General features: G+C 51.6%; 17 protein-coding genes. 9 read left to right on the top strand and 8 right to left on the bottom strand.

Annotation, left to right across the window (positions count from 1 at the left end):
* The first annotated feature begins 3 nt into the window (after window positions 1-3).
* Window positions 4-1,281, top strand: coding sequence for a TldD/PmbA family protein (locus R6U67_RS01420; protein ID WP_410250885.1), 1,278 nt, complete (start codon window positions 4-6; stop codon window positions 1,279-1,281).
* Between the two features lie 145 nt (window positions 1,282-1,426).
* On the opposite strand, the gene R6U67_RS01425 is transcribed toward R6U67_RS01420, so the two are convergent.
* Window positions 1,427-2,233, bottom strand: coding sequence for an SPFH domain-containing protein (locus tag R6U67_RS01425; protein WP_410250886.1), 807 nt, complete (start codon window positions 2,231-2,233; stop codon window positions 1,427-1,429).
* 145 nt (window positions 2,234-2,378) lie between these two features.
* Between R6U67_RS01425 and R6U67_RS01430 the strand changes: the two genes are divergently transcribed.
* Entirely contained in the window at window positions 2,379-2,735 is a 357-nt protein-coding gene (locus R6U67_RS01430; RefSeq protein WP_410250887.1) for a hypothetical protein, read from the top strand.
* A 32-nt stretch (window positions 2,736-2,767) separates the two neighbouring features.
* Here R6U67_RS01430 and R6U67_RS01435 read toward each other — a convergent pair whose 3' ends face one another.
* Both R6U67_RS01435 and R6U67_RS01440 read right to left on the bottom strand, forming a co-directional pair.
* Window positions 2,768-3,634: a tetratricopeptide repeat protein gene (locus R6U67_RS01435; RefSeq protein ID WP_410250888.1), complete on the bottom strand. Its 867-nt coding sequence runs from the start codon at window positions 3,632-3,634 to the stop codon at window positions 2,768-2,770.
* A gap of 30 nt (window positions 3,635-3,664) precedes the next feature.
* The gene (locus R6U67_RS01440) at window positions 3,665-6,292 is read right to left on the bottom strand and encodes a GAF domain-containing protein (RefSeq protein WP_410250889.1); all 2,628 of its coding nucleotides are present in this window, start codon (window positions 6,290-6,292) and stop codon (window positions 3,665-3,667) included.
* Window positions 6,293-6,601: 309 nt separating this feature from the next.
* Here R6U67_RS01440 and R6U67_RS01445 point away from each other — a divergent pair, with 309 nt between their 5' ends.
* Complete coding sequence (locus R6U67_RS01445) at window positions 6,602-7,405, top strand: type III pantothenate kinase (protein ID WP_410250890.1); 804 nt, start codon at window positions 6,602-6,604, stop codon at window positions 7,403-7,405.
* Here the strand turns inward: R6U67_RS01445 and R6U67_RS01450 are convergent.
* Entirely contained in the window at window positions 7,383-9,623 is a 2,241-nt protein-coding gene (locus tag R6U67_RS01450; RefSeq protein WP_410250891.1) for a PP2C family protein-serine/threonine phosphatase, read from the bottom strand. The genes R6U67_RS01445 and R6U67_RS01450 overlap by 23 nt on opposite strands.
* A gap of 504 nt (window positions 9,624-10,127) precedes the next feature.
* Here R6U67_RS01450 and R6U67_RS01455 point away from each other — a divergent pair.
* The gene (locus R6U67_RS01455; protein ID WP_410250892.1) at window positions 10,128-13,103 is read left to right on the top strand and encodes an Ig-like domain-containing protein; all 2,976 of its coding nucleotides are present in this window, start codon (window positions 10,128-10,130) and stop codon (window positions 13,101-13,103) included.
* A 662-nt stretch (window positions 13,104-13,765) separates the two neighbouring features.
* On the opposite strand, the gene psbD is transcribed toward R6U67_RS01455, so the two are convergent.
* Window positions 13,766-14,821, bottom strand: a complete 1,056-nt coding sequence (gene psbD / locus R6U67_RS01460; protein WP_410250893.1) for a photosystem II D2 protein (photosystem q(a) protein) — start codon at window positions 14,819-14,821, stop codon at window positions 13,766-13,768.
* A 264-nt stretch (window positions 14,822-15,085) separates the two neighbouring features.
* Here psbD and R6U67_RS01465 point away from each other — a divergent pair, with 264 nt between their 5' ends.
* From R6U67_RS01465 to R6U67_RS01475, 3 genes are read left to right on the top strand one after another with little or no spacing between them, the layout of a single operon-like run.
* The gene (locus R6U67_RS01465) at window positions 15,086-15,652 is read left to right on the top strand and encodes a photosystem I assembly protein Ycf4 (RefSeq protein ID WP_410250894.1); all 567 of its coding nucleotides are present in this window, start codon (window positions 15,086-15,088) and stop codon (window positions 15,650-15,652) included.
* A gap of 38 nt (window positions 15,653-15,690) precedes the next feature.
* The gene (locus R6U67_RS01470) at window positions 15,691-16,449 is read left to right on the top strand and encodes a peptidylprolyl isomerase (RefSeq protein ID WP_410250895.1); all 759 of its coding nucleotides are present in this window, start codon (window positions 15,691-15,693) and stop codon (window positions 16,447-16,449) included.
* Entirely contained in the window at window positions 16,449-17,621 is a 1,173-nt protein-coding gene (locus R6U67_RS01475) for a beta-ketoacyl-ACP synthase (protein WP_410250897.1), read from the top strand. Before R6U67_RS01470 ends, R6U67_RS01475 begins: the two co-directional genes overlap by 1 nt.
* Here R6U67_RS01475 and R6U67_RS01480 read toward each other — a convergent pair.
* Both R6U67_RS01480 and R6U67_RS01485 read right to left on the bottom strand, forming a co-directional pair.
* Window positions 17,618-18,238, bottom strand: a complete 621-nt coding sequence (locus tag R6U67_RS01480) for a cob(I)yrinic acid a,c-diamide adenosyltransferase (RefSeq protein WP_410250899.1) — start codon at window positions 18,236-18,238, stop codon at window positions 17,618-17,620. The genes R6U67_RS01475 and R6U67_RS01480 overlap by 4 nt on opposite strands.
* A gap of 48 nt (window positions 18,239-18,286) precedes the next feature.
* Window positions 18,287-19,753, bottom strand: a complete 1,467-nt coding sequence (locus R6U67_RS01485) for a cobyric acid synthase (protein ID WP_410250900.1) — start codon at window positions 19,751-19,753, stop codon at window positions 18,287-18,289.
* A gap of 411 nt (window positions 19,754-20,164) precedes the next feature.
* Between R6U67_RS01485 and R6U67_RS01490 the strand changes: the two genes are divergently transcribed.
* A complete protein-coding gene (locus R6U67_RS01490; protein ID WP_410250901.1) occupies window positions 20,165-23,149 on the top strand; it encodes an ATP-binding protein in 2,985 nt (994 codons plus the stop codon).
* Between the two features lie 207 nt (window positions 23,150-23,356).
* Here R6U67_RS01490 and R6U67_RS01495 read toward each other — a convergent pair whose 3' ends face one another.
* On the bottom strand, window positions 23,357-23,917 hold the full coding sequence (locus R6U67_RS01495) for a pentapeptide repeat-containing protein (protein ID WP_410250902.1): 561 nt from the start codon (window positions 23,915-23,917) through the stop codon (window positions 23,357-23,359).
* Window positions 23,918-23,994: 77 nt separating this feature from the next.
* Between R6U67_RS01495 and R6U67_RS01500 the strand changes: the two genes are divergently transcribed.
* Entirely contained in the window at window positions 23,995-24,444 is a 450-nt protein-coding gene (locus R6U67_RS01500) for a YraN family protein (protein ID WP_410250909.1), read from the top strand.
* Window positions 24,445-24,512: the final 68 nt, after the last annotated feature.

The following is a 24,512-nucleotide window of genomic DNA, read 5'->3' on the forward strand; positions in this document are numbered from 1 at the left end:
GTCATGATAGAACAACTCCTAGATTTAGCATTACAAGAGGGCGCTGAAGCGGCCGAGGTCTTTCAATCGCGATCGCACACCCGTCCGGTCTATTTTGAAGCCAATCGCCTCAAACAACTCGAAAGTATCGAATCCGAAGGCCTCAGCCTTCGGGTTTGGCGCAATGGCCAACCGGGATTGGCGGTGGCCTACGGGGAGGTTTCCGCCAAGGAACTGGTCCAGCGCGCGCTCAGTATTAGTCGCCTCAATCCCCCCCAGTCCCCGGATTTACAAGACCCCTACCCCACGGCAAATTGGGATGTGGGCCAGGCTGTCTCCGTTGAACAACTCTTGAGTTGGGGCCGCGAAAGCATCGCGCAAATCCGGGATCTCTATCCCGAAACGCTCTGTACAGCGGCGTGGGAATGCGACCATGAACAAACTCGCTTAGCCAATACCGCCGGACTGGACTGTTCTTACACGGACATTACTTTAAGCAGTGATGTAACCGTCGAATGGGTGCGTGGCGATGATTTTCTCACGGTCTCGGATGGGGAAAGCCAACGCGATCGCCTCAATCCCTCGGATCTCACTCAACCCATCTTACAACGACTCGCTTGGGCTAAAGAAAATGTGTCTTGTCCCAGTGGACGACTACCGGTGTTGTTTACCGCCAAAGCGGCTGATTTATTTTGGGGAACCGTTCAGGCGGCCCTGAATGGGAAGCAGGCGCTCGAACAGTCCTCCCCCTGGAGTTCTCGGTTGCATCAGCCGGTACTGTCATCGCTGTTGACCATCTCTCAACGGCCTCAGTTGGGTCCCTATAGTTGTCCGTTTGATGATGAAGGAACGCCAACCCGTCCCCTGACCTTTATTGAGGCTGGGGTGTTACAACTGTTTTATTGCGATCGCCGCATTGGTCGTTTAATGGGCAGTGGTAGCACCGGCAATGGCTTTCGTCCGGGATTATCGAGTTATCCCACCCCCGGACTGTTTAATCTCATGATTGAACCGGGATCAGGCCGCTTAGAGGATCTCATTGCTGAGTTCGATCATGGCATTATTGTCGATGAAATTCTCGGCAGTGGTGGCGGACTCTCGGGAGATTTTTCTATCAATGTTGCCCTCGGGTATCGCGTTGAGAAGGGGCAAGTTCTCGGACGAATTAAAGATACGATGGTCTCAGGAAATGTTTATACGGCCTTGCAGAATGTTGTCCGTTTGGCAGGTGATGCCCGCTGGCATGGTTCCTGTTATACTCCCTCTATTTTAGTTGAAGGCTTATCCGTAACCGGACAATAAAGGGTCTTCTGGGTTTAGGGTGATAAGGAGAATTTGATTACATCCGTTGCTGTAGGGACGAAAAATCTTTCGCCCCTACGCTACGCTAGATTCAGAAGACCCACAATAAACAATTAATTCCTGGTTATCCTGAACCCCTCTCCCATCAAGGTTCTCGGGAACCATTTGTCGGTCCTGAAGGGGGTAAATCATCGCCCAAAATGGGGCCAAGGGCTTCAGAGAGCGCTTTCGGGTCCATAAAAACAACTTTCGAGTTGTCACTTTGACTCAACTTAAAGCTTGAATCTACGTAGCGTTGCGTTATGAAAAAGTGCAAAATTTCTCGGGCATTTTCACGCGATTCTAAAGCGCGGGCGATATTTTTCATATATTCCGCTGTTCCCTCCGCTTCTAAAATTGAGGCACGTTTTTTAATTTCTGCCGCTTGTTCCATTTCCATTGATTCCAAGACCGTCGCAGAAGGATTGATTTTTTGAATATCAACCCGCAACACCTTAATGCCCCATTCCTGGGTTTCGTCTTCGATCTGTTCTAATAAAACTTGGTTAATTTCCGCTCGCGCTGTAACGGTTCGATCTAATTCCCGTTGTCCAATTTCTGCACCGATAATGGTCGTGACGCGGCTTTGTAAGGCGGCGGCTACGTCTTCAATTTCATAATAGGCCATCTCCAAATTGAAAATGCGCCAGTAGATCACGGCTGACACCTCCAAGGAGACATTATCTTTGGTGATAACTAACTGAGGATCAACGCGACAGAACTGTTCTCGGGTGGTATCTTCCCAAACAATACTCTCAACCACCGGCGCAACAAAGCTTAACCCGGCGGCCAGGGTGCGATTGTATTTCCCCAAACGCTCGACCAGGGCGAGATTTCCTTGATTGATAATTCGGATACCCACCGCCACATAACCGATGGCGGAGAGGACGATAACAGCAAAAATAGAGTTCATAGACAATCAAGCCCAGTCGATCAAGAATCGATTGAGAGAATATGGGGTGACGGAGACGGCGGAGAGTGGGATATCATCGATGGGGAGTCTCTTAAACACTCCCAGACTCATTGTGACACTTTTGAATCCCACTGGATGACAGCCGATGATGAATGATTACGACTCCCTCTATGTTGGTTTAGTTCGCAATCTTTCTAAACGAAAACGTCAAGCTCTATCTGAAGAACTCGAAACCCTCATCGAAGCGATTGAAAACGAAGGCTATACCTTTGCTGATCTCATCGGTGCGGTTCGAGATATCTTGCGCCGTCGCAAGTCGGGTGGCTATTGGACTGATTGTAGCACTGACCTCGATCGCGCCTTTGAGTCAGCCCAGCGGGCTCAGGAGAAACGGGAGGAACGGGAACTGCGAGATCTGCGGCCTGAACGCGAGGATGAGCGCGATCGCCTTGAGGATGATGACGGGGATTGGCGGGAACGGGATAACCCCCTCGTGGGTTAGGTTAGCCTCATGTTAATCCACTGCCTGAGAGTCTAGGGATTGAGAGTTAAAAACTTCTCTAGGGCTTGCACCATGCGAGGTGGCCAGCGGCGTACATCACTCACCCAGTCGAGATTACGATATCGGCCATCTAATCCCGCAGCGGCCACCCAGTTACTCTCGGCTTCCCCTTGTTTCCCCATATCCCACAAGACGGCGGTTAGGGCGGCCCGCATATCGGCAAATTGAGGGTAACGGCGGACTAGATTGCGCATTTCCTGGAGGGCTTCGCCCGACTGTTGCACTTGGTACAAGGCTAGGGCATAATTTGCCCGGGCTAGGGCGAAGTCGGGGGCTTGTTCGATGGCCTGGCGGTAGTCGGCGATGGCCCCGGGCCAGTCTCCCTGTCCGGCTTTGGCGTTACCGCGATTGTTGTAGGCGGCTACGTCGTTTGCGGATTGGGCTAGGACGCGGTTATAGTCGGCGATCGCTTCATCCCAGCGCCCTAGGGCTTCGTAGGCGGTGCCTCGATTGAGATAGGTATCGGGGAACTCGGGGGCCAGTTCGATGGCGTGATTGTAGTCGTCAAGGGCAGCATTGAGCTTGTTTTGACTGACTCGGACATTGCCACGATTACTCCAAAGGGCCGGATTTTGGGGAACTTGCTCAATTAGGGCTGAGAGGAGGGCTTCGGCGGCTGCAAAGTTGCCTCGTTGTGCGGCTTCTCGGGCGCGATCGCTCACGTCTTCGAGTTCTTGCAAATCAGCGGCACTGATGGACGGGTCTGCCACTGCAACGGGCATTCCCCAAAGCAGCAGCATTAGGGCCAACATCAGCGCCAAGATGGGGCGAGACATCTCCCGCCAACGGTTCCCCCAAGGCTGAGAAGACTCAGGCCAACGATCTCGAATTAAATTCATGGATACCCCCAAGATGAACAAGATGAACAGTTAACGGCAATCATCTCGATGAACCGGTAACTCAATACAAATTTCTGTTCCCGGTTGATCGTTCTCGTTGAGATACAGTTTACCGCGATGTCCCTGGACAATGGCTTGATAACAGGTTGATAGGCCTAAACCGGTGCCAGATCCCACGGCTTTGGTGGTGAAGAAGGGGTCGAAGATGCGATCGCGAATCTCTGGGGGAATGCCCGGCCCATTATCGGCGATACAAATGCGAACCCAATCGTCGGATAATACCTCTGTCCGCAAGCGGAGTTCGCTGCTTTGTTTGCCACTTTTTTGGCCACTTTTTTTATCTGTTTCTAAGGCATCTAGGGCATTTTCAATGAGGTTAAAAAAGACTTGATTCACTTGTCCTGGATAACAGGCAACTAAAGGCATTTCCTCACTATAGTCTTTATGGATTTGTAGGTTAGCATCAAAGCGTAGCCGCAACATGGCTAAGCTACTTTCGAGACATTCATGTAAGTTGACGGGTTTGATTTCTGCTTCATTCAAATGAGAAAAGGTTTGCAGCGATCGCACCACATTATGAATCCGTTGGCTCCCTTCCCGCATCGATTTTAGCATCTTGGGAAAATCATCCTGAATATAGTCAAAATCCAGATCTTCTTTCAAATCAATCGCGGCTTCGGTGTCCAACTGAGCCAGTCCTTTTAGTAAGTCTTGCCCATATTCTTGGACATAATGCAAGTTGGCAAAAATGAAATTATTGGCATTGTTAATTTCATGGGCGACACCGGCGGCCATTTTCCCTAATCCTGATAACTTCTCGGTTTGAATTAACTGTAACTGAGTTGATTGAAGACGGTTTAAGGTGGCTTGAAGTTCTTGGGCTTGAGTTTTAGTTTGATTGTATAACTCCGCTTGTTGAATGCCAATCGCAATTTGTTCGGCTAATTGACCTAAAAGACTAATTTCTCTTTTGTGCCATTGACGGGGCTGTTCACAGGCTTGAGCGAGTAATAACCCCCAGAGATAAGGTTTAGCATCGTTTGATTTTGTGGGATTGGTCACGATTGGAACAATCAGATTCGCCTTAACGGAAATACTGTCCAAAAAACGCCGATGACAGTCATCTAATTGAGGATCAATCGAGACATTATCAATCGCCCGAACTCGTCCTTCTAAATAAAGTTGACTATGTTCACCGCCAAAGCAATCATCACAGGTTTTCTGGTGAATAATTGACCATTTTGGGTTGCCAACATCCTCAACCACGACATCCCCATCCCATCCTCCTATCGCGGCATGGATAAATTGATAGACCACGACGCGATCGGTATTTAAAAGACTGCGAATCCCGGTGACAGCGGTTTGTAAAATCTCGTGTAAATCTAGGGTTCCTCGAACCCGCTCGGTCATCAGTCGTAACAGAGATTCTCGTTCAACTTGGGCTTGAGATTTGGCAAAGAGTTCGGCTTGTTGGATGGCGATCGCCAACTGATCGGCTAATTGCAACATGAGATGACTTTCACGCACTCGCCAATGACGTGGACTGCGACATTGATGCACAATCAAGAGACCCCAAAGTTGGGGTAAATCGCCCTCTTGATTTTGTCCAATTAGAATGGGTACAATGAGATTTGCTTTAACATCTAAGGTTCTCAAAAAATCCGCATGACAGGCATCTAAATCTAAGTCTGTCTCAATATTATCAATGGCGCGAACTCGCCCCTCCCGGTATAAATGAGCATATTCCCCGGAAAAACAATCATCAGCGCCCATGTTTCCTAAAACCGACGCCCAGGAATCTGTAATATCTTCAACGACCACCTGTCCTTTCCAGTCATCCTGAAACTGATAGATGACCACTCGGTCGGCTTTAAGAAGTCGTCGCGCTCCTTCAACGGCTGTTTTTAAAATGGTCTTAACGTCTAAGGTGTTGCGAATTTTATTGGTGACGAGACGTAGAAAGGCTTCTTGGGCGGCCGCTTCCTGGCTGGTTTGATATAAGCGAGCGCGATCGATGGCAATTCCAAGCTGACGGGCCACCCCTTCGAGGAGTTGTTCTTCCCAGGGTTGCCAGTCTCGGTGGCGATCGCATTGATGCAAGCCAATGATGCCGTTAACCTCCCCTTGATAGCGGGTAGCCATCCCCAGCATTGACTTGACTTGCAGCCGCTTAAGGGCTTTGCGAGTGGCGCGGCCTAAGCCTGGAAACTGAGCCATATCCCGTTCGCTGACGGGGCTATCATCGGACATTAAAACCTGAATATGGGTGTTATCTTTGGCGTCAATCTTGAGTCCGAGTTGGCTGGGATAATCACCATCGATATATTCTCCTCGGGTAACCAGGGTTTCGCGATCGCCCTCTTCGCGAACCAAGACACTGGCGCGACTACAGTTGAGGGTTTGACACAGAAGCTGACAGGCGGTGTTGAGAATGTCGTCGAGTTCGAGGGTGCTACTGAGTTGGGTATTGATTTCGTTGATCAGGTTCGCCAGTTTGACTTGACGTTGCAGATCAAGGGTGGCAGCATCTTGACTGGGGTTGAGATTCCCTGGGTTGCGTTCTAACTCTTTCTCGGAACTCGGCTGCGCGGAGGAGTGATCGCCAGAATGAGATCCTTTATCTCGGCGTGGGTTGGTGGAGGGAAGGGAGAAAGACATATAAATTTACGTAGGGGTAGGAAAATCGAGACTCCGTTCTGGTCAAGGCCTCGTTAGAGGAATAACGGTTTTTTAGGCTTGCATCCTGAGGTGATGATGGCTGAGAAAAAAGCTAAGGGTCGAGCGCTGGGACACTTGATCCTTATTGTCGTTAAAAAATTGTTAACTTGCAACAGGTGTCAGGGGTTAGACGGGTTTGGGAATCGGGATCGGTCAACCTTTGCTGGAGCGGAATTGGGCGAAAACCGGACAAGATTTTGGGGGAGAATGAGGCTGGAGAATTGGTAATGGTGAGATCGAGCAAGGACTATGGCACAGTTAGGTTTTGAGTCCCAGTCTTGGTTGGCAATAGCCCAGGGAAACTCTCGTACTCATTGGGCACAGTTTGAGTCGGGGGCGATCGCGGCTAGGGGTCATAGTCGTCATTTACAGGCTTCGGAAACGCCGGTCTCGTTGGCAAAACTGCCCTGGTGGTCTGGCTTAAGTCCGGAGGTTCCCCGGGTTGTGGCCAGCGTAGTTCCCGAACAGTGGCAACGGCTACAAGCGTATTTACCCCCCAAGACCCCAATTTACAATTTGGGGACGGTGTCGTTGCCTCTGGGGGGAGTTTATCGGGGCTTCGGGCTGGATCGGGGGTTGGCGGCGTTGGGAGCGGGGCAACGCTGGGGGGTTCCGCTGTTGTTGATTGATGGGGGAACGGCTTTGACGTTGACCGGCATTGATGGAGAGAAATCCCTAGTCGGAGGGGCAATTTTGCCGGGGTTAGGCTTACAATCCCGAGCTTTGGTGCAGGGAACCGCTTTAAGCGATGAGATTGATATGACGGGGGGAGAACTGCCCCCTCGTTGGGCGTTAGAGACGGGTGAGGCGATTCGCAGTGGTATTCTCTATACGCTGTTGGCTGGGGTTGAGCAGTTTATTGAACAGTGGCAACAACGGTTTCCCGAGAGTGCGATCGTGTTGACGGGAGGAGATGGCGCGACGCTGGCGGCGGGGTTGCAGGCGATCGCCCCTCAGATAGCCCCTAAGGTGGTGTTGGATGAGGAAGCGCTGTTTTGGGGGATGGCGGCGATGGTGAGCCAGTTGGAGGTTACTCGGGGCGATCGCAGTTAGGGGGGGGTTCTTCGACCGGGGAAAATTCTGCGGCGTTGAGATCCTCAAGCGTTACCCAGCCCCCGACGGGAAATGGTAACAGGGTACAAGGAGTCAGTCGCACCCATTGAGGGGAGTCGGCATCAGCACGACGTATGGTTTCGACGATAAAGACCTGATTTTCGGTGGGGAAGCTACGGGGTGGGGCTGTGGTGGCGGGGTTACTGTAGAGGTCGATGGGATTGTCCAGACGCAAGATGTCACCAACGCCAATGGGGGTGGGGTCTTGCAGTTGGGCGGCGATGCCTTCGTCTTCGGGGAGGTCTTGGGATGAGTCTTGGGATAGGGGTTGCCGCGCGGGTGGCTCGGGTTCCTCGGGACGGTTACGCTGGTTGAAGGCGTAGGCGAGACCGGCAAGCAGGCCCGCCAGGATGATAATGATCAGGGTGATGGGCAGCCAGTAGGAGCGACGGGTTGGGGCGACCCGTAGTTCGGTGGTGTCGAGGTCGGCGGAGGTCGGGTCTGAACGGTCGGATTCGTCTTCATCCCCAAGAAAGCCGATGGTTTCATCGCGATCTGGGGGCAGGGAACGAGGTAGCTTTTGCAGACAATTAAGCAAATCTTGGGAGGAGGGAAGGGTTGGGGACTTTTTTTCGACGCTCAGATGTAGTAGGGAGATGGTCACGTTGTCATGACCGTTTTGATTGTTGGCGATGTCAACGAGTTTGCTGACGGCTTGGTGCAGGTTGACGCCGTTGTTGAGGAGGGGTTGAATTTCCCGTTGCCAAATCCGCTCGACGCGATCATAGTCGCTGAGTCCGTCGGAACAGAGGAGACAGATGCAGTCTTCGTCGATGACAAAGTGGGTGGTGGTGGGGTGGAGGTTGTGGGAGGACCCCATGCCTAGGGCTTGGATGAGGGAACCGGCGGCGGGTCGTTGTAAGGCTTCTTGATAGAAGGCATAGCCGAGGCGGACTTCTCGACTGGCGACGTCATCGTCGATGGTGACGGGATAGCAGTTATGGCGGGTGATGAGGTAGGCACGGCTGTCGCCGATGTGGGAGATGTAGAGGTCTTGTTTTTGGGCGAAGGCCATGACGAGGGTGGTTCCCATGCGTTGTCGGCCGTGGCGTTGTTCTTGGTTGTTGCGATCGCTGATGGCATCGTTGGCTTTGAGGATGGCTTCTTGAATGCCGTTGAGGAGGCGATCGCGGTCGGGGCGGTGATGGCGATCGCGAAAGGGGCGCAGGTGTTGTTCAACGATGTGGATGGCGAGGTTGGAGGCGATATCTCCCCCTTCATGGCCGCCTACGCCGTCACAGACGAGGGTTAGGGGGTATTGTTCGGCGACTCCCCGTTGGCCGCTGACGGGATAGCAGGCGTCTTCGTTACGGGCGCGACTGGGACCGCGATCGGTGCGGGCGGCGACTCGATTGTGGTAGTGGTAGCGATCGCCGATCTGTTGGATGGCTCGTTCGAGGGCGGTGATGAGTTGGGTCTCGTTTTGGATGGTTCCTTGGATGAGGCGATCGCACAATTGTTGGAGAAATGCTTGTACTGGGGGTGCGGTGCGCTCAATTAGGCCACTCCAACGGTGACCGAGACGTTTGAGGGTTTGGGGATCAACGTCTGCGGCGAGGTGAGAAAGGCGAACCATGCTCCCTTCGACTCGTAGGCGATCGTAGTCGAGCAGGCTTGAGGCGACGTTTTCTTGACAGCAGGGTTGCCAGAGGCGAGCGATTTGCCAGAGCCAGTTGAGTTGACGCAGGGGGGAGGCGTCGGGCCATTTTTCTTTTAGGCTCGGTTGCAGGAGCCACACTCCTGATGGGCCGCAACGGATGGGGGCTTCGTCGAGGAGCCAAATGGAACGCCCTTTGAGTTGGGAGGGGGCGCCGGCCCGTCCGTAGAGTTGGGGGACGTGCCAGCGGTAGGGAAACAGGCGCAAATAGGCTTCGAGTTGGGGTGGGACGACTTCGGGGAGGTCGGGAAAGTTACCGGGACGGGTATCGAGGACGACGCGATCGCCTTTGTGCCAATAGCGATCGCACCAGACTTCACCGAGATCAAGATCATCCCAGTCTCGACTCAGTTGGCTATCGTCGGGATCGCGCAGCACTGTCGCCCAAAGGTACCGTTTGGGAAGCGGGGTTCGACAAACTTGGCAAAACTCATGGCGTTCGTCATTGACAGCCTGACAGGTGGGATTGGGGCAGTACAACTTTGCCAAGTTTTCTTCCATGAGGCTTGTTCAGGGCAAATAGTTCGGCGGCGGCGTCCATCACCGCTCCACCATTGTAGCTCTCTCCTGGCAATGGGTTAGTTCCCAAAACTGGATTTTCAGGGCTACTCTTATTCTACCGCTGTTGGGGGTCTCACCCATCGGGGCGTTCCCAGGGGCTTCGGAGGGTTAGGAGGGTTAGGGGATGACAGGCTCTGGTGTTGAACCGTTTAGGCCGCTCCCGGATGTTTGTCACAATTTGTAACGAAAGGAGTGGAACAATTCCCCGAGTTGATCCGTCCAAACTGAGGCTAGGTTAAGGGTTGAGTCAACTCGGACTACACCTTTTGATGTCCCTCGACGGTTGAACCATTGATCGAAGGGATTGAGCGGTTGGGGCGATCGCTCGGGGAAGGGACAGGCTAGGATGGGATAGGTTGCCCGGTCTTGATTGCTGATGCGATCGCTCCTTGACTTGATTCAAGACTCCGTTGTCGATTCACTCCTTGCGGGTTAAGAACTGTTATGCGTTATTCCTCTTCGTCTGTTTCTCCCTCTCGCCTCGTGGTTCTCGATGCTGGGGTTGACTCGGTGCAATCTCTGGCGGCTGGGGCGGTGTCTGGGGTGGAGGTGCTGGTTTTACGGAGTGATGATGATGGTTTGGAGCGAGTCTCGGAGGCGATCGCGGCCCGGCCGGGGTTAGCAGAATTACATATCATCGCTCATGGTTGTCCCGGTTCTCTGAGGCTGGGAAACGGTTATCTGAATTTGCAGACACTGAGGGAAACTCCCTCGATTTTACAGGGATGGGGCCAGGGGAAAGGGGACTGGGCGATCGCCCTCTACGGCTGTCAGGTGGCGGCTGGGGATGCCGGGGCGGAGTTTCTTGAGAGATTACATCATTTGACAGGGGCGACGATTTCTGCGTCGACTCGGGTGGTTGGTCATGCTGATTTAGGTGGAACTTGGGATTTGGATGTCGCGCAAGGCATCGGTCCGGTTCCTGGGGTTGTCATCGATGAGTCGGTGCGGCGATCGTACTCAGAAGTATTTCCGGATTTACAAGTACAAACTGAGGCCAATTCAATCTTAACTGGCGATCTTGAGTCCCAATCCCTTGTTCTACCATTACCAACGAGAAGCGATTTAGGGGCTAGGCTCACACTAGATCCCGACGGACAAACATTCACATATAACCCTAGGGATGTAAATGGGGCTGACCCCGATATTTTTCGTAAGCTTGCCGAGAATGAATCAGAAATTGATGAATTCAGTTATGAATTTGTTGACGGGACATTGACCGAATGGGTTGTTGAAGTTGAGGTTATTGGCGTTAATGATGCACCAGTTGCCTCAAATTTCTCCATAGGTATTGGTGATCCACCCCTCCTCAAAACTGAAACCTTTGTAGTTAACGACACAACGAATAGTAAGTCGTTACGGCAGAATGCGACCGATATTGACCATGATGATGACGACCTAGATTTCAGTGGGTCAGAGACCAGTTCTCGGGGGGCTAAGGTTGAAATTGATGCCGAGGGGACCTATACCTATGATCCCACCGAAGTTGATGAAATTCAACAAATTCCTGACGGTCAAACGATTACTGACACCTTTCAATATACGGTTACCGATCCCGATGGACTCACTGATTCAGGAACCGTTACCGTGCAAATTCGGGGTGAAAACACACCGGTTGTCGCCAACAACGATCCTGATGAAGATAAAGAAATTAAAGTCGGGCGAGGAGAATCTGTCAGCATCCCCGTACTAGCGAATGATAACAACATCGAAGGTGGGCCAATTACCATTCTTGACTTTGATGCGAGTACCGAGAATGGAGGTAGCATTAGCCAGGATGGGGATTCTCTGGTGTATCGTGCCCCTAGTGACTTTATTGGTGAGGATACCTTTAACTATGTTGCAGCCAACCTAGGGGGAAGTGACAGCGCTACCGTCACAATTACAGTAAATACACCGCCGAGCGCTTCTAACGAAACCGCCTTTAGCCAATCTGCGGCACAACCGATTCGTATTGCCGTCCTCGAAAATGATAGCGACCCCGACGAACCGTTTGGGGATACCATTAGCGTTAAAAGTACCGATGAACTACCCCGACGGGGTGGCCGCCTCAGTATCCTCAGTACCGGGGAAATTCTCTACACCGCTCCCGACGGGTATAACGGCCCCAACCGCTTCCAATACACCATCGAAGACAGTCTCGGGGCTACCGATAGCGCGACTGTTATTATCAACCCACCCCAGGCCCAAGATGACGCCTCCCGCACTCGCCCCGATCAAGTTTTGCGGATTCCGGTTCTTGATAATGATGAGGTTTTTAGTAATGTTTCCATTGTTGCCTTTGAAACAGAAGGCCTCAATGAGGGGTCAATTACTCGGGATGGCGATCAACTTGTCTATGTGGCCGAACCCGGATTTGAAGGCTTTGACTATTTCGATTACACCATTGAGGATATTGATGGCAATCGCTCGACAGCAACGGTCGAAGTTTTAGTATCTCCAGATGTGCGAACTCCCGAAGAACAAAACCCAGCGCCCGAGGAGAATCCGCTCGGGAACTTGGGAAGTACCCTGCGTATTCCCCCCGTCCCCGATCGCAACCCCAATCCCACCGCCGATCGCCAAGAAGTTCCCGCCGATAGTGAAGACTTTGTTCTCATCGGTAATGCCAACGCCAATACTCTCATTGCCCGAGATGGTGTCAATAATGCCTTAGCTGGTTTGGAGGGCAATGACAACATTTTTGGGGGAACGGGTAATGATACTCTCTTTGGCAACCAAGGGAACGACTTTATCAGTCCCACTGGGGGCAATAACGTTATTTTTGGTGGTGCGGGTGACGATTATATTGAATCGGGTCCGGGGAATGACACCATTCATGGCGATCGCGGCAATGACCTAATTAAAGGCAGTTCCGCTGATAATTTGATCTTCGGCGAGTCAGGGGTTAACCGCATTGACGGTGGTTCTGGTAATGACACCGTGGTTGGTGGCATTGATGCCGATATCATTACCGGTAATTTTGGCAATGATGTGTTGGTTGGAGGGAGTGGAAATGACCTCATCCAAGGGGGTGATGGCAATGACATCATCTTTGGGAATCAGGGGGATGATCTCCTCGATGGTAGCCGTGGCGATGACACCGTCTATGGCGGACAGGGCAATGACACCATCTATGGTAGTGCCGGTAACAACCGCCTCAAAGGAGATTTAGGGAATGATGTCCTCTTTAGTGGTAGTGGCGCCGACTCTTTTGTCTTAGAAGTTCCCGATGATGGTTCCGTGGATCTAATTCTGAACTTCAGTTCCCAACAGGGTGATAAGCTTGTGGTTCAAGGTGGCTTTACTGCTTCGGATATTATTGTTCAACCCAGTGGAGGCAATAGTCTCATTCGCATTGCTAACACGGATATCACCTTAGCTGTCTTGCAAAGTACGCCTTTTGATGCGATCGGCCCTGAAGATTTTGTCTTTGAGTAATCAAACCTGAGGCTAGGGGTCTGTTCATCTCATCGGGGCGAAACATTTTTTGCCCCTACAATATCGAAAAATGGTATGAGATTAACATTGAGGCGATTAAGGATTTCCCCTGAAACAACTATCCGCTCTCACTCGTGAGTACGAAAAACGCACAAAAAAGTAAGAGCGGTCTAGCGGATCTTCAAATTGGAACCTGACTGCCGGAAGGAACTCTAAGTTCGTTTGTCTTCCAAAGCACAATACAGCGCCCAAAGGGCAAGCGATTGCTTAGAGAACAGCCCCGGCACACAGCCGGCAAAGTCCAATTTGGAGACCCTTGCAACTACTACTATCTTGCATGGACATCACCTCCAAATCGCGAAACAACTTGAGAACACAAGGTTCTCACTGTTGTTAGGATAACACAGGTTTTTCAAGATGGGGGACAATTGCAAATTGATCTTGGAAATAATTGACGATGAACACGGATCGCAGACGGCTTGAGTGATTGTGTTGAGTCATCTTGTTAAGTGATCTTGTTGATTCATGGAGTTCTCTGGAGTGGCTGAGATCCTAGATGCAAAAAAAGCCCCCCGCAAGTCTCCTTGTGGGGGGAAAGGGTCAAATCCATTGACCCCGGGAAATGATGGCTTAACGGTATAACCCAACTTAGATCGCCAAACTTAGAGTGCGTTACCGCGAGGTAGAACTTCCTCGGGGAACTCAAAGTTTTGGTGAGGTTGGTCTGTCGGGGCCATCCAAGCGCGAATCCCTTCATTCAAGAGAATGTTCTTGGTGTAGAAGGTTTCAAACTCGGGGTCTTCAGCCGCGCGAATTTCTTGGCTGGTGAAGTCATAGGCCCGCAGGTTTAAGCCGAGTCCGACCACACCGATGGCACTCATCCACAGTCCCGTTACGGGAACGAAGAGCATGAAGAAGTGCAACCAGCGTTTGTTGGAGAAGGCAATCCCGAAAATCTGAGACCAGAACCGGTTAGCCGTCACCATGGAGTAGGTTTCTTCGGCTTGGGTGGGTTCAAAGGCGCGGAAGGTGTTGGCACCTTCACCGTCTTGGAAGAGGGTGTTTTCCACGGTAGCACCGTGAATGGCACAGAGAAGCGCCCCGCCAAGGATACCGGCAACCCCCATCATGTGGAAGGGGTTAAGGGTCCAGTTGTGGAACCCTTGGAAAAAGAGAATGAAACGGAAGATTGCCGCGACACCGAAGCTAGGAGCGAAGAACCAGCTCGATTGTCCCAAGGGATAGAGCAGGAACACGCTGACAAATACGGCGATGGGACCGCTGAAGGCGATCGCATTATAGGGACGCAATCCCACCAGACGAGCAATTTCAAACTGACGCAGCATAAAGCCAATCAGTCCAAAGGCGCCGTGGAGGGCGGTAAAGGTCCAAAGTCCGCCGAGTTGACACCAGCGGGCGAAGTTCCACTGAGCTTCGGGTCCCCACAGGAACAGCAGGGAGTGACCCAAGCTGTCGGGAGGGGTGGACACGGCAACGGTCAGGAAGTTGCAGCCTTCGAGGTACGAAGATGCCAGACCGTGGGTATACCAGGATGTAACAAAGGTGGTTCCGGTGAGCCAGCCGCCAACGGCGAGGTAGGCACAGGGGAACAGAAGAATGCCAGACCAGCCGACAAACACGAAGCGATCGCGTTTGAGCCAGTCGTCAAGTACGTCGAACCAGCTTCTTTCTGGTCCACGGCTTACAGCAATGGTCATAATATCGTCAAGCCTCCTTGCTTTGAAAAATTGTGCAAGGTTTTAATTAAGTTAACATAAGTATATACTATGCCACCAAGTTCTCCAGAATGCTACCCAAGTTTCTGAGAAAGTCGCGGAAATTCCCGCTCAAAGCAGGGACTGAAGGGGTTAAAATACATTAAGAATTTTTCAGTCCTGTATGTGATTGAAGCGCCCATATCACACTTCATATTTTTTGTCAAGGCTCAGACAATTTTTTTTAGAAATTAGGTAGAATTTACTATGACCGCACAGACTATTAGCACGAGCGATCGCACCTTAAAACAGCCCGTCTTAGGCTCTCGACGCTTCAGTAACTACTTTTGGGCGACTGTTGTTCTCGTCGGTGGCGTTGGCTTCTTGCTCTCGGGGATTTCGAGCTATACCCAAGTGAACCTTCTCCCCTTCGCCAATCCCACCGAACTGATTTTCGTACCTCAAGGCCTCGTCATGGGGTTGTACGGAACCGCCGCTATCTTACTGTCAACCTATCTCTGGCTCGTGATTCTCTGGGATGTTGGCGGTGGTTACAACGAGTTCAACCTCAACGAGGGAACCGTAACCGTATTTCGCTGGGGATTTCCCGGCAAAAACCGCCGCATTGAAATTACCTGCGACGTCAACGACATCAAATCCATTCGCGTTGACATCAAAGATGGCGTGAACCCCAAACGATCCTTATACCTGCGGGTAAAAGGAATGCGGGATATCCCCCTAACCCGAGTTGGCCAACCCCTGTCCTTAGCCGAAGTCGAAAATCGCGCCGCTGAGTTAGCACGTTTCCTCGCCGTTCCCCTCGAAGGCTTATAAGATTAGTTAGCTCAGTCCAATTTATTGGTCACAGACTCATGCAACCTTTGACCCAATCCCAGGACCGTTGGTGGCGACTGCGCCTGACGGTGTTAATTGTTCTCAGTATTACGGTATTGGCCAGTTGCACTCAATCGAGCGATCTCACTCAAACCGATCCCGCGTCAACTCCAACCGCGACCTCCGAAGTCCAAGCCGCAGCAGAGATCACGCCTCGCTTAGAAGGGATGGCGACCGTGGTGATGGTCGCCAATGGTTCCCCCATCACCATTGAAGTCAACGGCGAGGATGCCCCCGTCACCGCCGGTAACTTTGTAGACTTAGTTCAGAAAGGGGTCTATGACGGAACCCGCTTTCACCGCGTCGTGCGAGAGCCAGATCCTTTTGTGGTTCAAGGGGGAGATCCCCTCAGTACCGATCCCGATGTCCCCGCCTCGCGACTGGGAACGGGGAATTATGTCAATGCTGAGACGGGGGAAGCTCGCTATATCCCCTTGGAAATCAAACCCCAAGGGGCAGACGATCCCGTTTATGGTCAAACCTTAGCCCAGGCTGGAGTCCGAGACGCGCCCCTATTACAACATCGTCGAGGGGCCGTGGCGATGGCGCGATCGCAAGCCCCCAACTCCGCCTCAGCCCAGTTTTACATCACCCTCGATGATCTCAGCTTCCTGGACGGGAATTATGCCGTCTTTGGCTATGTCAGCGAAGGAATGGAGGTCGTTGATGGGATTCAACAAGGCGATCGCATCGAATCGGCCCGAGTCAGCGAAGGCGCCGAGAATCTCGTCGAGTAGTGGTTGAACAAGTCCAGGTGAGGCGATCGCAAATCCCAGTTGTCATCACCGGCATGGGGGGACGCAGCAGCTTAGGAACGTTGCCCACAAGTTGGCGTAAACTCCTCAATGGAGAATCAGGGCTGCGACAGCAACAACCCTTCCCCACCTTACCCAGCAAACCTCTCGGGATGCTGGGTTCTCAGCCGATGGAGTTGAGCGAACTGACTCAGCAAGCTGTACTCATGACCTTAGAAGATGGGGGACTGACTCCCCCCCTGGCCGATTGCGGCATTGTCGTCAGTTCCAGTCGCGCTCAACAGGGGCAATTAGAACAACTCGCGACTCAATGGGCCAAACAAAGCAATTTTCCAAACCCCCAAGCCTGGTATGCGGCTCTTCCCTATAACCCCGGAACCCTAGCCGCCGCCCTTTGTGGCAGTCACGGCCCCGTTTTGTCGCCGATGGCCGCCTGTGCTACCGGAATCGCGGCGATCGCCCGTGGGGTGCAGTTAATCCGGGAGCGAACCTGCGATCGCGTCCTGGCCGGGGCCGTCGAAACTCCCATCACTCCCCTAACCTTAGCCAGTTTTGACCGCATGGGCGCTTTAGCCAAACACGGCTGTTATCCCTTCGATCGCCAACGAGAAGGACTGGCCCTGGCCGAAGGTGCGGCCCTATTTCTCCTCGAACGAGCCGATTTAGCCCAACAGCGACAGGCCCGGATCTACGGCGAAGTTCTCGATTTTGGCCTCACCGCCGATGGCTATCATGTTAGCGCCCCGCAGCCCGAGAGTTTGGGGGCGATCGCAGCGGTGAAACACTGTCTCGATCGCAGTCAACTCACCAGCCAAGACATCGACTATATTCACGCTCACGGAACCAGTACCCAGCTCAACGACAGTCGCGAAGCGGCCTTGATTCAATGGCTATTTCCCCAAGGGGTTCCCGTCAGTTCCACCAAAGGTGCAACGGGCCATACCATCGGGGCCTCAGGCGCCTTAGGCGTGGCCTTTTGCCTCTTGGCGATGACAGACAGCCGTCTTCCCCCTTGTGTGGGCCTGCGAGAGTCGGAGTTTGACTTAGATTTAATCAGCCAAACTCGCGAGCAAGAGTGCAATCACAGTCTCTGTCTAAGTTTTGGCTTCGGCGGGCAAAATGCCGCGATCGCCCTCTCCCGTTATTCGCCTTAAAACTCAATCCCCAGTTGGGCCGGAACTCCCTGAGAAATGGGATGTTTCACGCGAGTCATCTCCGTCACCAAATCCGCCGCCTCAATCAACACCTCGGGCGCATAACGGCCCGTCGTCACCACATGAGAGAGGGGGGGACGAGCCTGAATCGCCGCCAAAATCGGTTCAACCTCTAACTGCTTATTTTTGAGGGCGATATGCAGTTCATCGAGAACCACCAAGGAAATCTCAGGATCTTGAATATAATCCACCGCTTGCTGCCAAGCCGCTGCGGCCATCTGGCGATCCTGTTCAGGGTTCTGAGTTTCCCAGGTGAAGCCGCCTCCGAGAGTATGAATGTTGACAGGAAACCCCTGTTGCGAGAGTTTTGTCAGCAGGAGGCGATCGCCATCGGGATAGGCCTGGGAGTTTTTGACAAACTGAACCACCGCACAGGGGCGATCGTGAGCCAAATGACGATAGACCAAATTCATGGCACTACTGGTTTTGCCCTTACCCAGTCCTGTAAATAGAACATAGAGGCCTTTTTCCTGGCCCTGTCGAGCCTCATGGGACTTATCTTTAGCGGCCTTAATCTTCCGTAGCCGCTCTTGTTCCTTCTGCGTCAGTGAATCCATTGGAGAATTGCTGGTCATCGAACCCCTTAAAGAAGCAAATTGAACGAATCAAAGTTCTAAATAACGACGGATTGGCGTTAAATCCAAATAGTCTTCGATCAATTGTGCCATGTCATCGTACAGTCGCCGTTGGACTGCCAGCCAACTCTCGGCGGCGGGTTGATACCCCTCGACTCGGGCCAAGTGCATCAGGTAACGACGGACGGCTGAGGACTCAAATAAGCCATGAAGATAGGTTCCCAGGGTGCGATCGCCCCGTTGGCCTTCAGCCACGCCATCCGCCAACAACAGAGGCCCATAGGTGGAGTCATCAACCCCCCGGGGAGAGAGTGAGGTTTGCCCCATATGGATTTCATAGGCTTGCCAGATCTCATCTTCCCATTGGGCCGCCACTTGACGCACGGATTTCGAGGGAGCAAACTCCGTCACGAGGGGAAGCAAGCCTAAGCCGGGAACTTGGCCCGCATCCCCAGCTGATCCTGTCGGATCAATCAGCCAATCCCCCAACATCTGATAGCCGCCACAGATGCCGATGATGGGAACACCGCGATCGCGGGCCTGGGTGATGGCCGCCGCTAAGCCGGTTTCCCGTAACCAGGCCAAATCTCGTAGGGTATTTTTACTTCCGGGTAAGACGATGACGCGGGCCGCGTCTAACTGCTGCGGCGATCGCACCCATTTCACCTGTACCCCATGATCAAGCCGCCAGGGCTGACAATCTTGGGAATTGGACAAATAGGGGAAGCGAATCCAGGCCAGGATCGCTCCCTCGCCGCTGTTGGATTCCTCCGCCTCCTCACACAAACTATCTTCACTTTCAGGTTGTAGGGCGTCCTGATAGGGTAACGTCCCCAAATAGGGAAAATGAGGTAAATGCTGTTGAAAGTGGCTTGCAGCCTCAGCAAACAGGCTCAAATCACCACGAAATTTGTTGACCACCAATCCCAATCCCGCTTCTTTGAGATTCTCAGGAATTAACTGATACGTTCCCACCGCTTGAGCAAAAATCCCTCCCCGTTCAATGTCCCCCACTAATAACCAACGTCCTTGTAGATGGGCAACTGGACGTAAATTCACGATATCTCGGTGCATGAGATTCAGTTCAACGGGACTTCCGGCCCCTTCGAGAAGTAGAACATCACAGCGAGATTTCCAGCCTTCTAGGGTATCAGTAACGACCTGCCAAAGAGCTTCAATATGACGATAATAGAGTTTGGCGGGGATATGCTCTTTGGCCTGTCCTAAAACGACTAATTGTGAGGTGCTGTTCCCTGAGGGTTTAAGCAGAATTGGGTTCATTTCCACTTGGGGCTGTAACCCGCAGGCTAAGGCTTGGGCCGCTTGCGCTCGACCAATTTCTCCACCATCTAAGGTGACATAGGAGTTATTGGACATATTTTGCGATTTAAAAGGGGCAACGCGAACCCCTTGGCGATACAACCATGCACCTAATGCTGTTGTTAACCAGCTTTTACCGGCATTGGATGAGGTTCCTAGAATCGAAATAGCTTTCATGAGATTTTTTTGACTTCAACAGTCAACTTCAACGGTTAACTTCAACGGTTACAACACCTCAACTAAAACATATAAGTTATAAAATAAATAATCTCATTCTAAACCCTGCTTCAATCATGTCGCAAAATCTATGAATTTTTATTTACATTTGTGACTCTGGTTTGCCCCTAAACTTCCCCTAAAATTCATGAAACTTAATTTGCTTGCTGATTCAGGGAGCTATCCTCTAAAATTAGATTCGGTTATTCCAGTCTGATTTCATACCATCAAGCATCCAAGAATGTGACTAAGACAACAGTTATCGATGTCCAGTCTTGATAAACGTCAGCCAACGTCAGCTTGTCTGAGCCGGCGCATCAGCCGTCAAGTTTTTGTTTCCTAGTTTAGTCTGTCAAAAACACGCGATAAACCATGGCTAGTACGCCCAAAATCTTAAAAGAACGGCGAGAATATAACACGTGGGTTGCCAATGAAACCTTTGAAGACTATTCTCTGCGCTATACACCAAAATCCTTCCGTAAATGGTCTGAGTTGTTGGTGGCCAATACAGCGTTAGGGGGGATCTCCTTTCTGGCTCTTGAGGCGATCGGTGGATCTCTGGTCATTAACTACGGGTTTTTTAACACATTTTGGGCAATTAGTCTAGTCAGCTCAATTATTTTTCTGGCCGGGATTCCCATCTCGTATTACGCGGCAAAATACAACATCGATATGGACTTACTCACTCGGGGCGCTGGGTTTGGCTATATCGGTTCAACGATTACATCTCTGATTTATGCCTCATTTACCTTTATCTTTTTCGCCTTGGAAGCGGCCATTATGGCCCAGGCCCTTAATCTCTACGTAAATTTACCGTTGCCCTGGGGGTATTTACTCTGTTCATTGATTATCATCCCGATGGTGTTTTATGGGGTGACCTTTATTAATAAACTGCAACTTTGGACGCAACCCCTTTGGTTGATTCTGATGGTGACCCCCTATCTGTTTGTTTTGCACCGGGAACCTGATGTTTTCGCTCGTTGGATTGAGTTTGGGGGAAAGGCAGCCAGTGAGTCGGGTTTCAATCCACTATTATTCGGGACAGCGGCGACGGTTTCGTTTTCCCTGATCGCTCAATTGGGTGAACAAGTGGATTATCTACGATTTTTACCCGATCGCACCCCCCAGAATCGTTACCGTTGGTGGTTAGCCGCCATGGCCGCTGGTCCCGGTTGGGTTGTATTAGGTTGGGCCAAACAGATTGGAGGGGCGTTTCTGGCCTTCTTAGCCCTGGAACATGGGATTTCGATGACTCAGGCCAAAGAACCTGTATATATGTATTTAGCCGGGTTTGAGGATGTCTTTAGCCGCCCTGAAACGGTGTTGGCGGTGGTGACGCTGTTTGTGGTGGTCTCTCAAATCAAGATTAACGTCACGAATGCTTATGCGGGGTCTTTAGCCTGGTCGAATTTCTTTTCCCGTTTAACCCATAATCATCCAGGACGAGTGGTTTGGCTAATTTTCAACGTGGCCATCTCGCTGCTGTTGATGGAGTTGGGAGTGTTTGAAACGTTAGAAGCGGTGTTGGGACTGTATTCGAATGTGGCGATCGCCTGGGTTGGGGCCTTAGTGGCCGACTTGGTCATTAACAAACCCCTGGGCTGGAGTCCCTCCTATATTGAGTTTAAGCGGGCTCATCTCTATAACATCAATCCGGTGGGGTTTGGAGCAACGATTATTGCTTCTTTGGTGGCGATCGTCGCTTTTGTGGGAACCTGGGGGGATTACGCTCAAGCCTATTCCCCCTTTATTGCCCTCGGTTTGGCTGTCGTTCTCTCACCGCTGCTGGCCAAACTCACGCAAGGACGATTCTACATTGCCCGTGTCAATCCCTATCAAAGCCAAATTGAAGCCACCAGCCTGATCGCCAGCCTCGATGACAGGCTGACTGGGGCGGTTCGTACCTTAGATAATCGAGATTTGATCGATTGCTGTCTCTGTGACAACGCCTATGAACCGCAAGATATGGCCCATTGTCCGGTGTATGACGGGCCAATCTGTTCGCTGTGTTGTAGCTTAGATTCTCGCTGTCATGATCGCTGCAAACCGGCCATCGAGTGGGGAGAGTTTCCTCTGTTGCAGCCGTTGCAAAAGACTTTTCATAGCAAAATTGCCCCTCACCTCGATCGAAAGGTATTACGGTTCCTAGGGGCCTTTACCCTCGTTGCCAGTATTACGGGACTCTTATTTGTTGTCGTCGCCTATCTAGGCTTGAAAGAGTTACCACCGCGATCGCCGCAACTCGATGAAGGCCTATTGACGGTGTTTGTAGCACTTTACGCTCCCCTACTGGTGATTTTAGGGATCGCCTCCTGGTGGTATGTGCTGAGTGAAGAAAGCCGAGAACTGGCTGAGGAAGAGTTGGCTGAACAAAATCAACAACTGGCCCAGGAAATTCAAGATCGGCAACTGGCCCAAAAGGCTCTGGAGGAACTGACTGAAACTCTCGAACAGCGAGTTAAGGAGCGTACCGAAGAACTGTTGCAGGCCCTGAACACCCTCAAGGAGACTCAGGCCCAGTTAGTGCAAACGGAAAAAATGTCAGGTTTGGGACAGTTGGTGGCTGGGGTGGCCCATGAAATCAATAATCCTGTCAATTTCATCTATGGCAATTTGGTTCATGCTGATGAGTATATTGGGGATTTATTGGGGTTTATCCAACTGTATGAGCAGAATTGCCCTCTCGATGATCCGGAGGTGGCTCAACGACGGGATGAGATTGAATTGGATTTTATCGCCGGGGATATTGTCAAAATTCTCGGTTCGATGCGGGTTGGGGCTGAACGTATCCGGGAAATTGTCTCTAGTCTACGGAATTTCAGCCGCCTGGATGAGTCGGAGGTGAAACCGGTGGATTTACATGAGGGGATTGAGAGTACGTTGACGATTTTGGGGAATCGCCTCAAGGCTAAGTCTGATCGCCCTGAAGTCAAGATCATCCGAAATTATGGAGCCTTACCCCAGGTGTTATGTCATGCGGGTTCGATAAACCAGGTGTTTATGAATATTGTGGTGAATGCTCTTGACGCTCTCGAAGAGCGCGATCGCCAGCGTACCGTTGAGGAGGTGTACGCTCAGCCGAGCCAAATTCGTATTTCTACGGAGTTAGATGGGGAGGTGGTTCGGGTGAGAATTGAGGATAATGGCTTGGGGATTCCTGAACATCTGCGATCGCAAGTCTTTGATCCGTTCTTTACCACCAAGCCGATCGGCAAGGGAACGGGGTTAGGGATGTCCATCTGTTACCAGATTGTGGTTGACAAACATGGGGGGCGACTTTTCTATCAACCATCGGCTGACGGCGGAGCTGGTTTTGTTATTGAGCTACCCCATCAAACTCAAACCTTGTCCAAATAGCCGTCTGAGTGATTTGGCTTCTCGTGCTGGGGTGGATTGGCTGATGTGGGCGATCGCGGATCACAGAAACCTCTAAACTCTTCTTTAGTGATGCGCGATCGCCGTGATCCGATCACAACCGGGGGATTGACGGCCGATCTACCCGGCTCAGTTCAGTACAGATAGCCCAGTCTGAGCGGGTTTGGGCAATTTCCTAGAGATCGTTTCCTAGAGATAGTCGCAACCGAGGGTATCCCGAGTTTTATTGCCCGTGACGGGGTTGGTTCCCGAAGCGATCTCACATAACTCGATCACGGTGTCATCGCTGAGAAAGATATCGGTAAAGTCGGCTCCCTCGATATTGGTGTTACGAAATTCTGAGTTATAGGCGAAGGCACTCTCAAGGATGGCATTTTTGAGGTTGCTTTCTAAGAACAAGGCCGAGTCTAGGGTGGCGAAGCTCAAATCGGCTCCCTCTAAGTTGACGTTTTTGAATTTGGTTCGGAACAGTTGCACCCCTTGTAAGTTGGTTTTGCTGAAATCGCTAGCACGGATGGTTGCTAAAGTAAAGTTGGAATCTCGTAAATCTTGACCAGAAAAGTCAGATCCATAGAGGGTTTGCTTTTCATAGGCCACGGCTTGAGCTTGGGAATTGTCCCAGGCTAGGTCTGCTACGGCGAACGTTAAGATGCAGATGATGGCCAGGCTGATGTTGAGGCTGGCTTTGGCTGCGATCGCCAGTGGCTGATACCAATGCTGATACCAATACTGTTCATCCTCGTAGTTCACAATCGTTCTCTCCCATGACAAAAGGTTACAGTCCGTCTCACGACAGGCACTCCAAGGCTCATCCTAGCAGGAACACTCTGGGAACTCTAGGGGAGGATCTCGTGGCTCAGTGGTTACGGGGATCTCGGGTGCGTGTGTTACACCAACGTTGGCGATGTCGTTTGGGGGAGTTGGATATTGTGGCGGGGTTTCCTGCGACGGCTCAACAGGCGAAAATTCTCGCGTTTGTGGAGGTTAAAACTCGCAGTCGTGGGAATTGGGATGACGATGGACGAGGTGCTTTATCGGCGGCTAAGTGTCAGCGATTGCAGAAGGCGGCGTCCTTGTTTTTGTCTCGCTTCCCCCAGTATGCTGAGCTTCCCTGTCGCTTTGATTTGGCTTTAGTTCGTTGTCAGTCTCTTCCTAACCGGGGATTGAGGGAGCCTATCAACACAAAACTGCCCGATATGATTGCGATCGGACAGCCTGTGATTGTGAATCACGTTCAACTGACGTTACAAGAGTACCTTGTCAGTATTTTGGATTGAGTCTTTTGTATTCGTCACATCAGATAGGACTAAATTAACGTCTTTAACCCTTGCTGTGAAACGTTTTT

The sequence above is a fragment of the Sodalinema sp. genome, from assembly GCF_046483825.1.
Lineage (GTDB): Bacteria > Cyanobacteriota > Cyanobacteriia > Cyanobacteriales > Geitlerinemataceae > Sodalinema.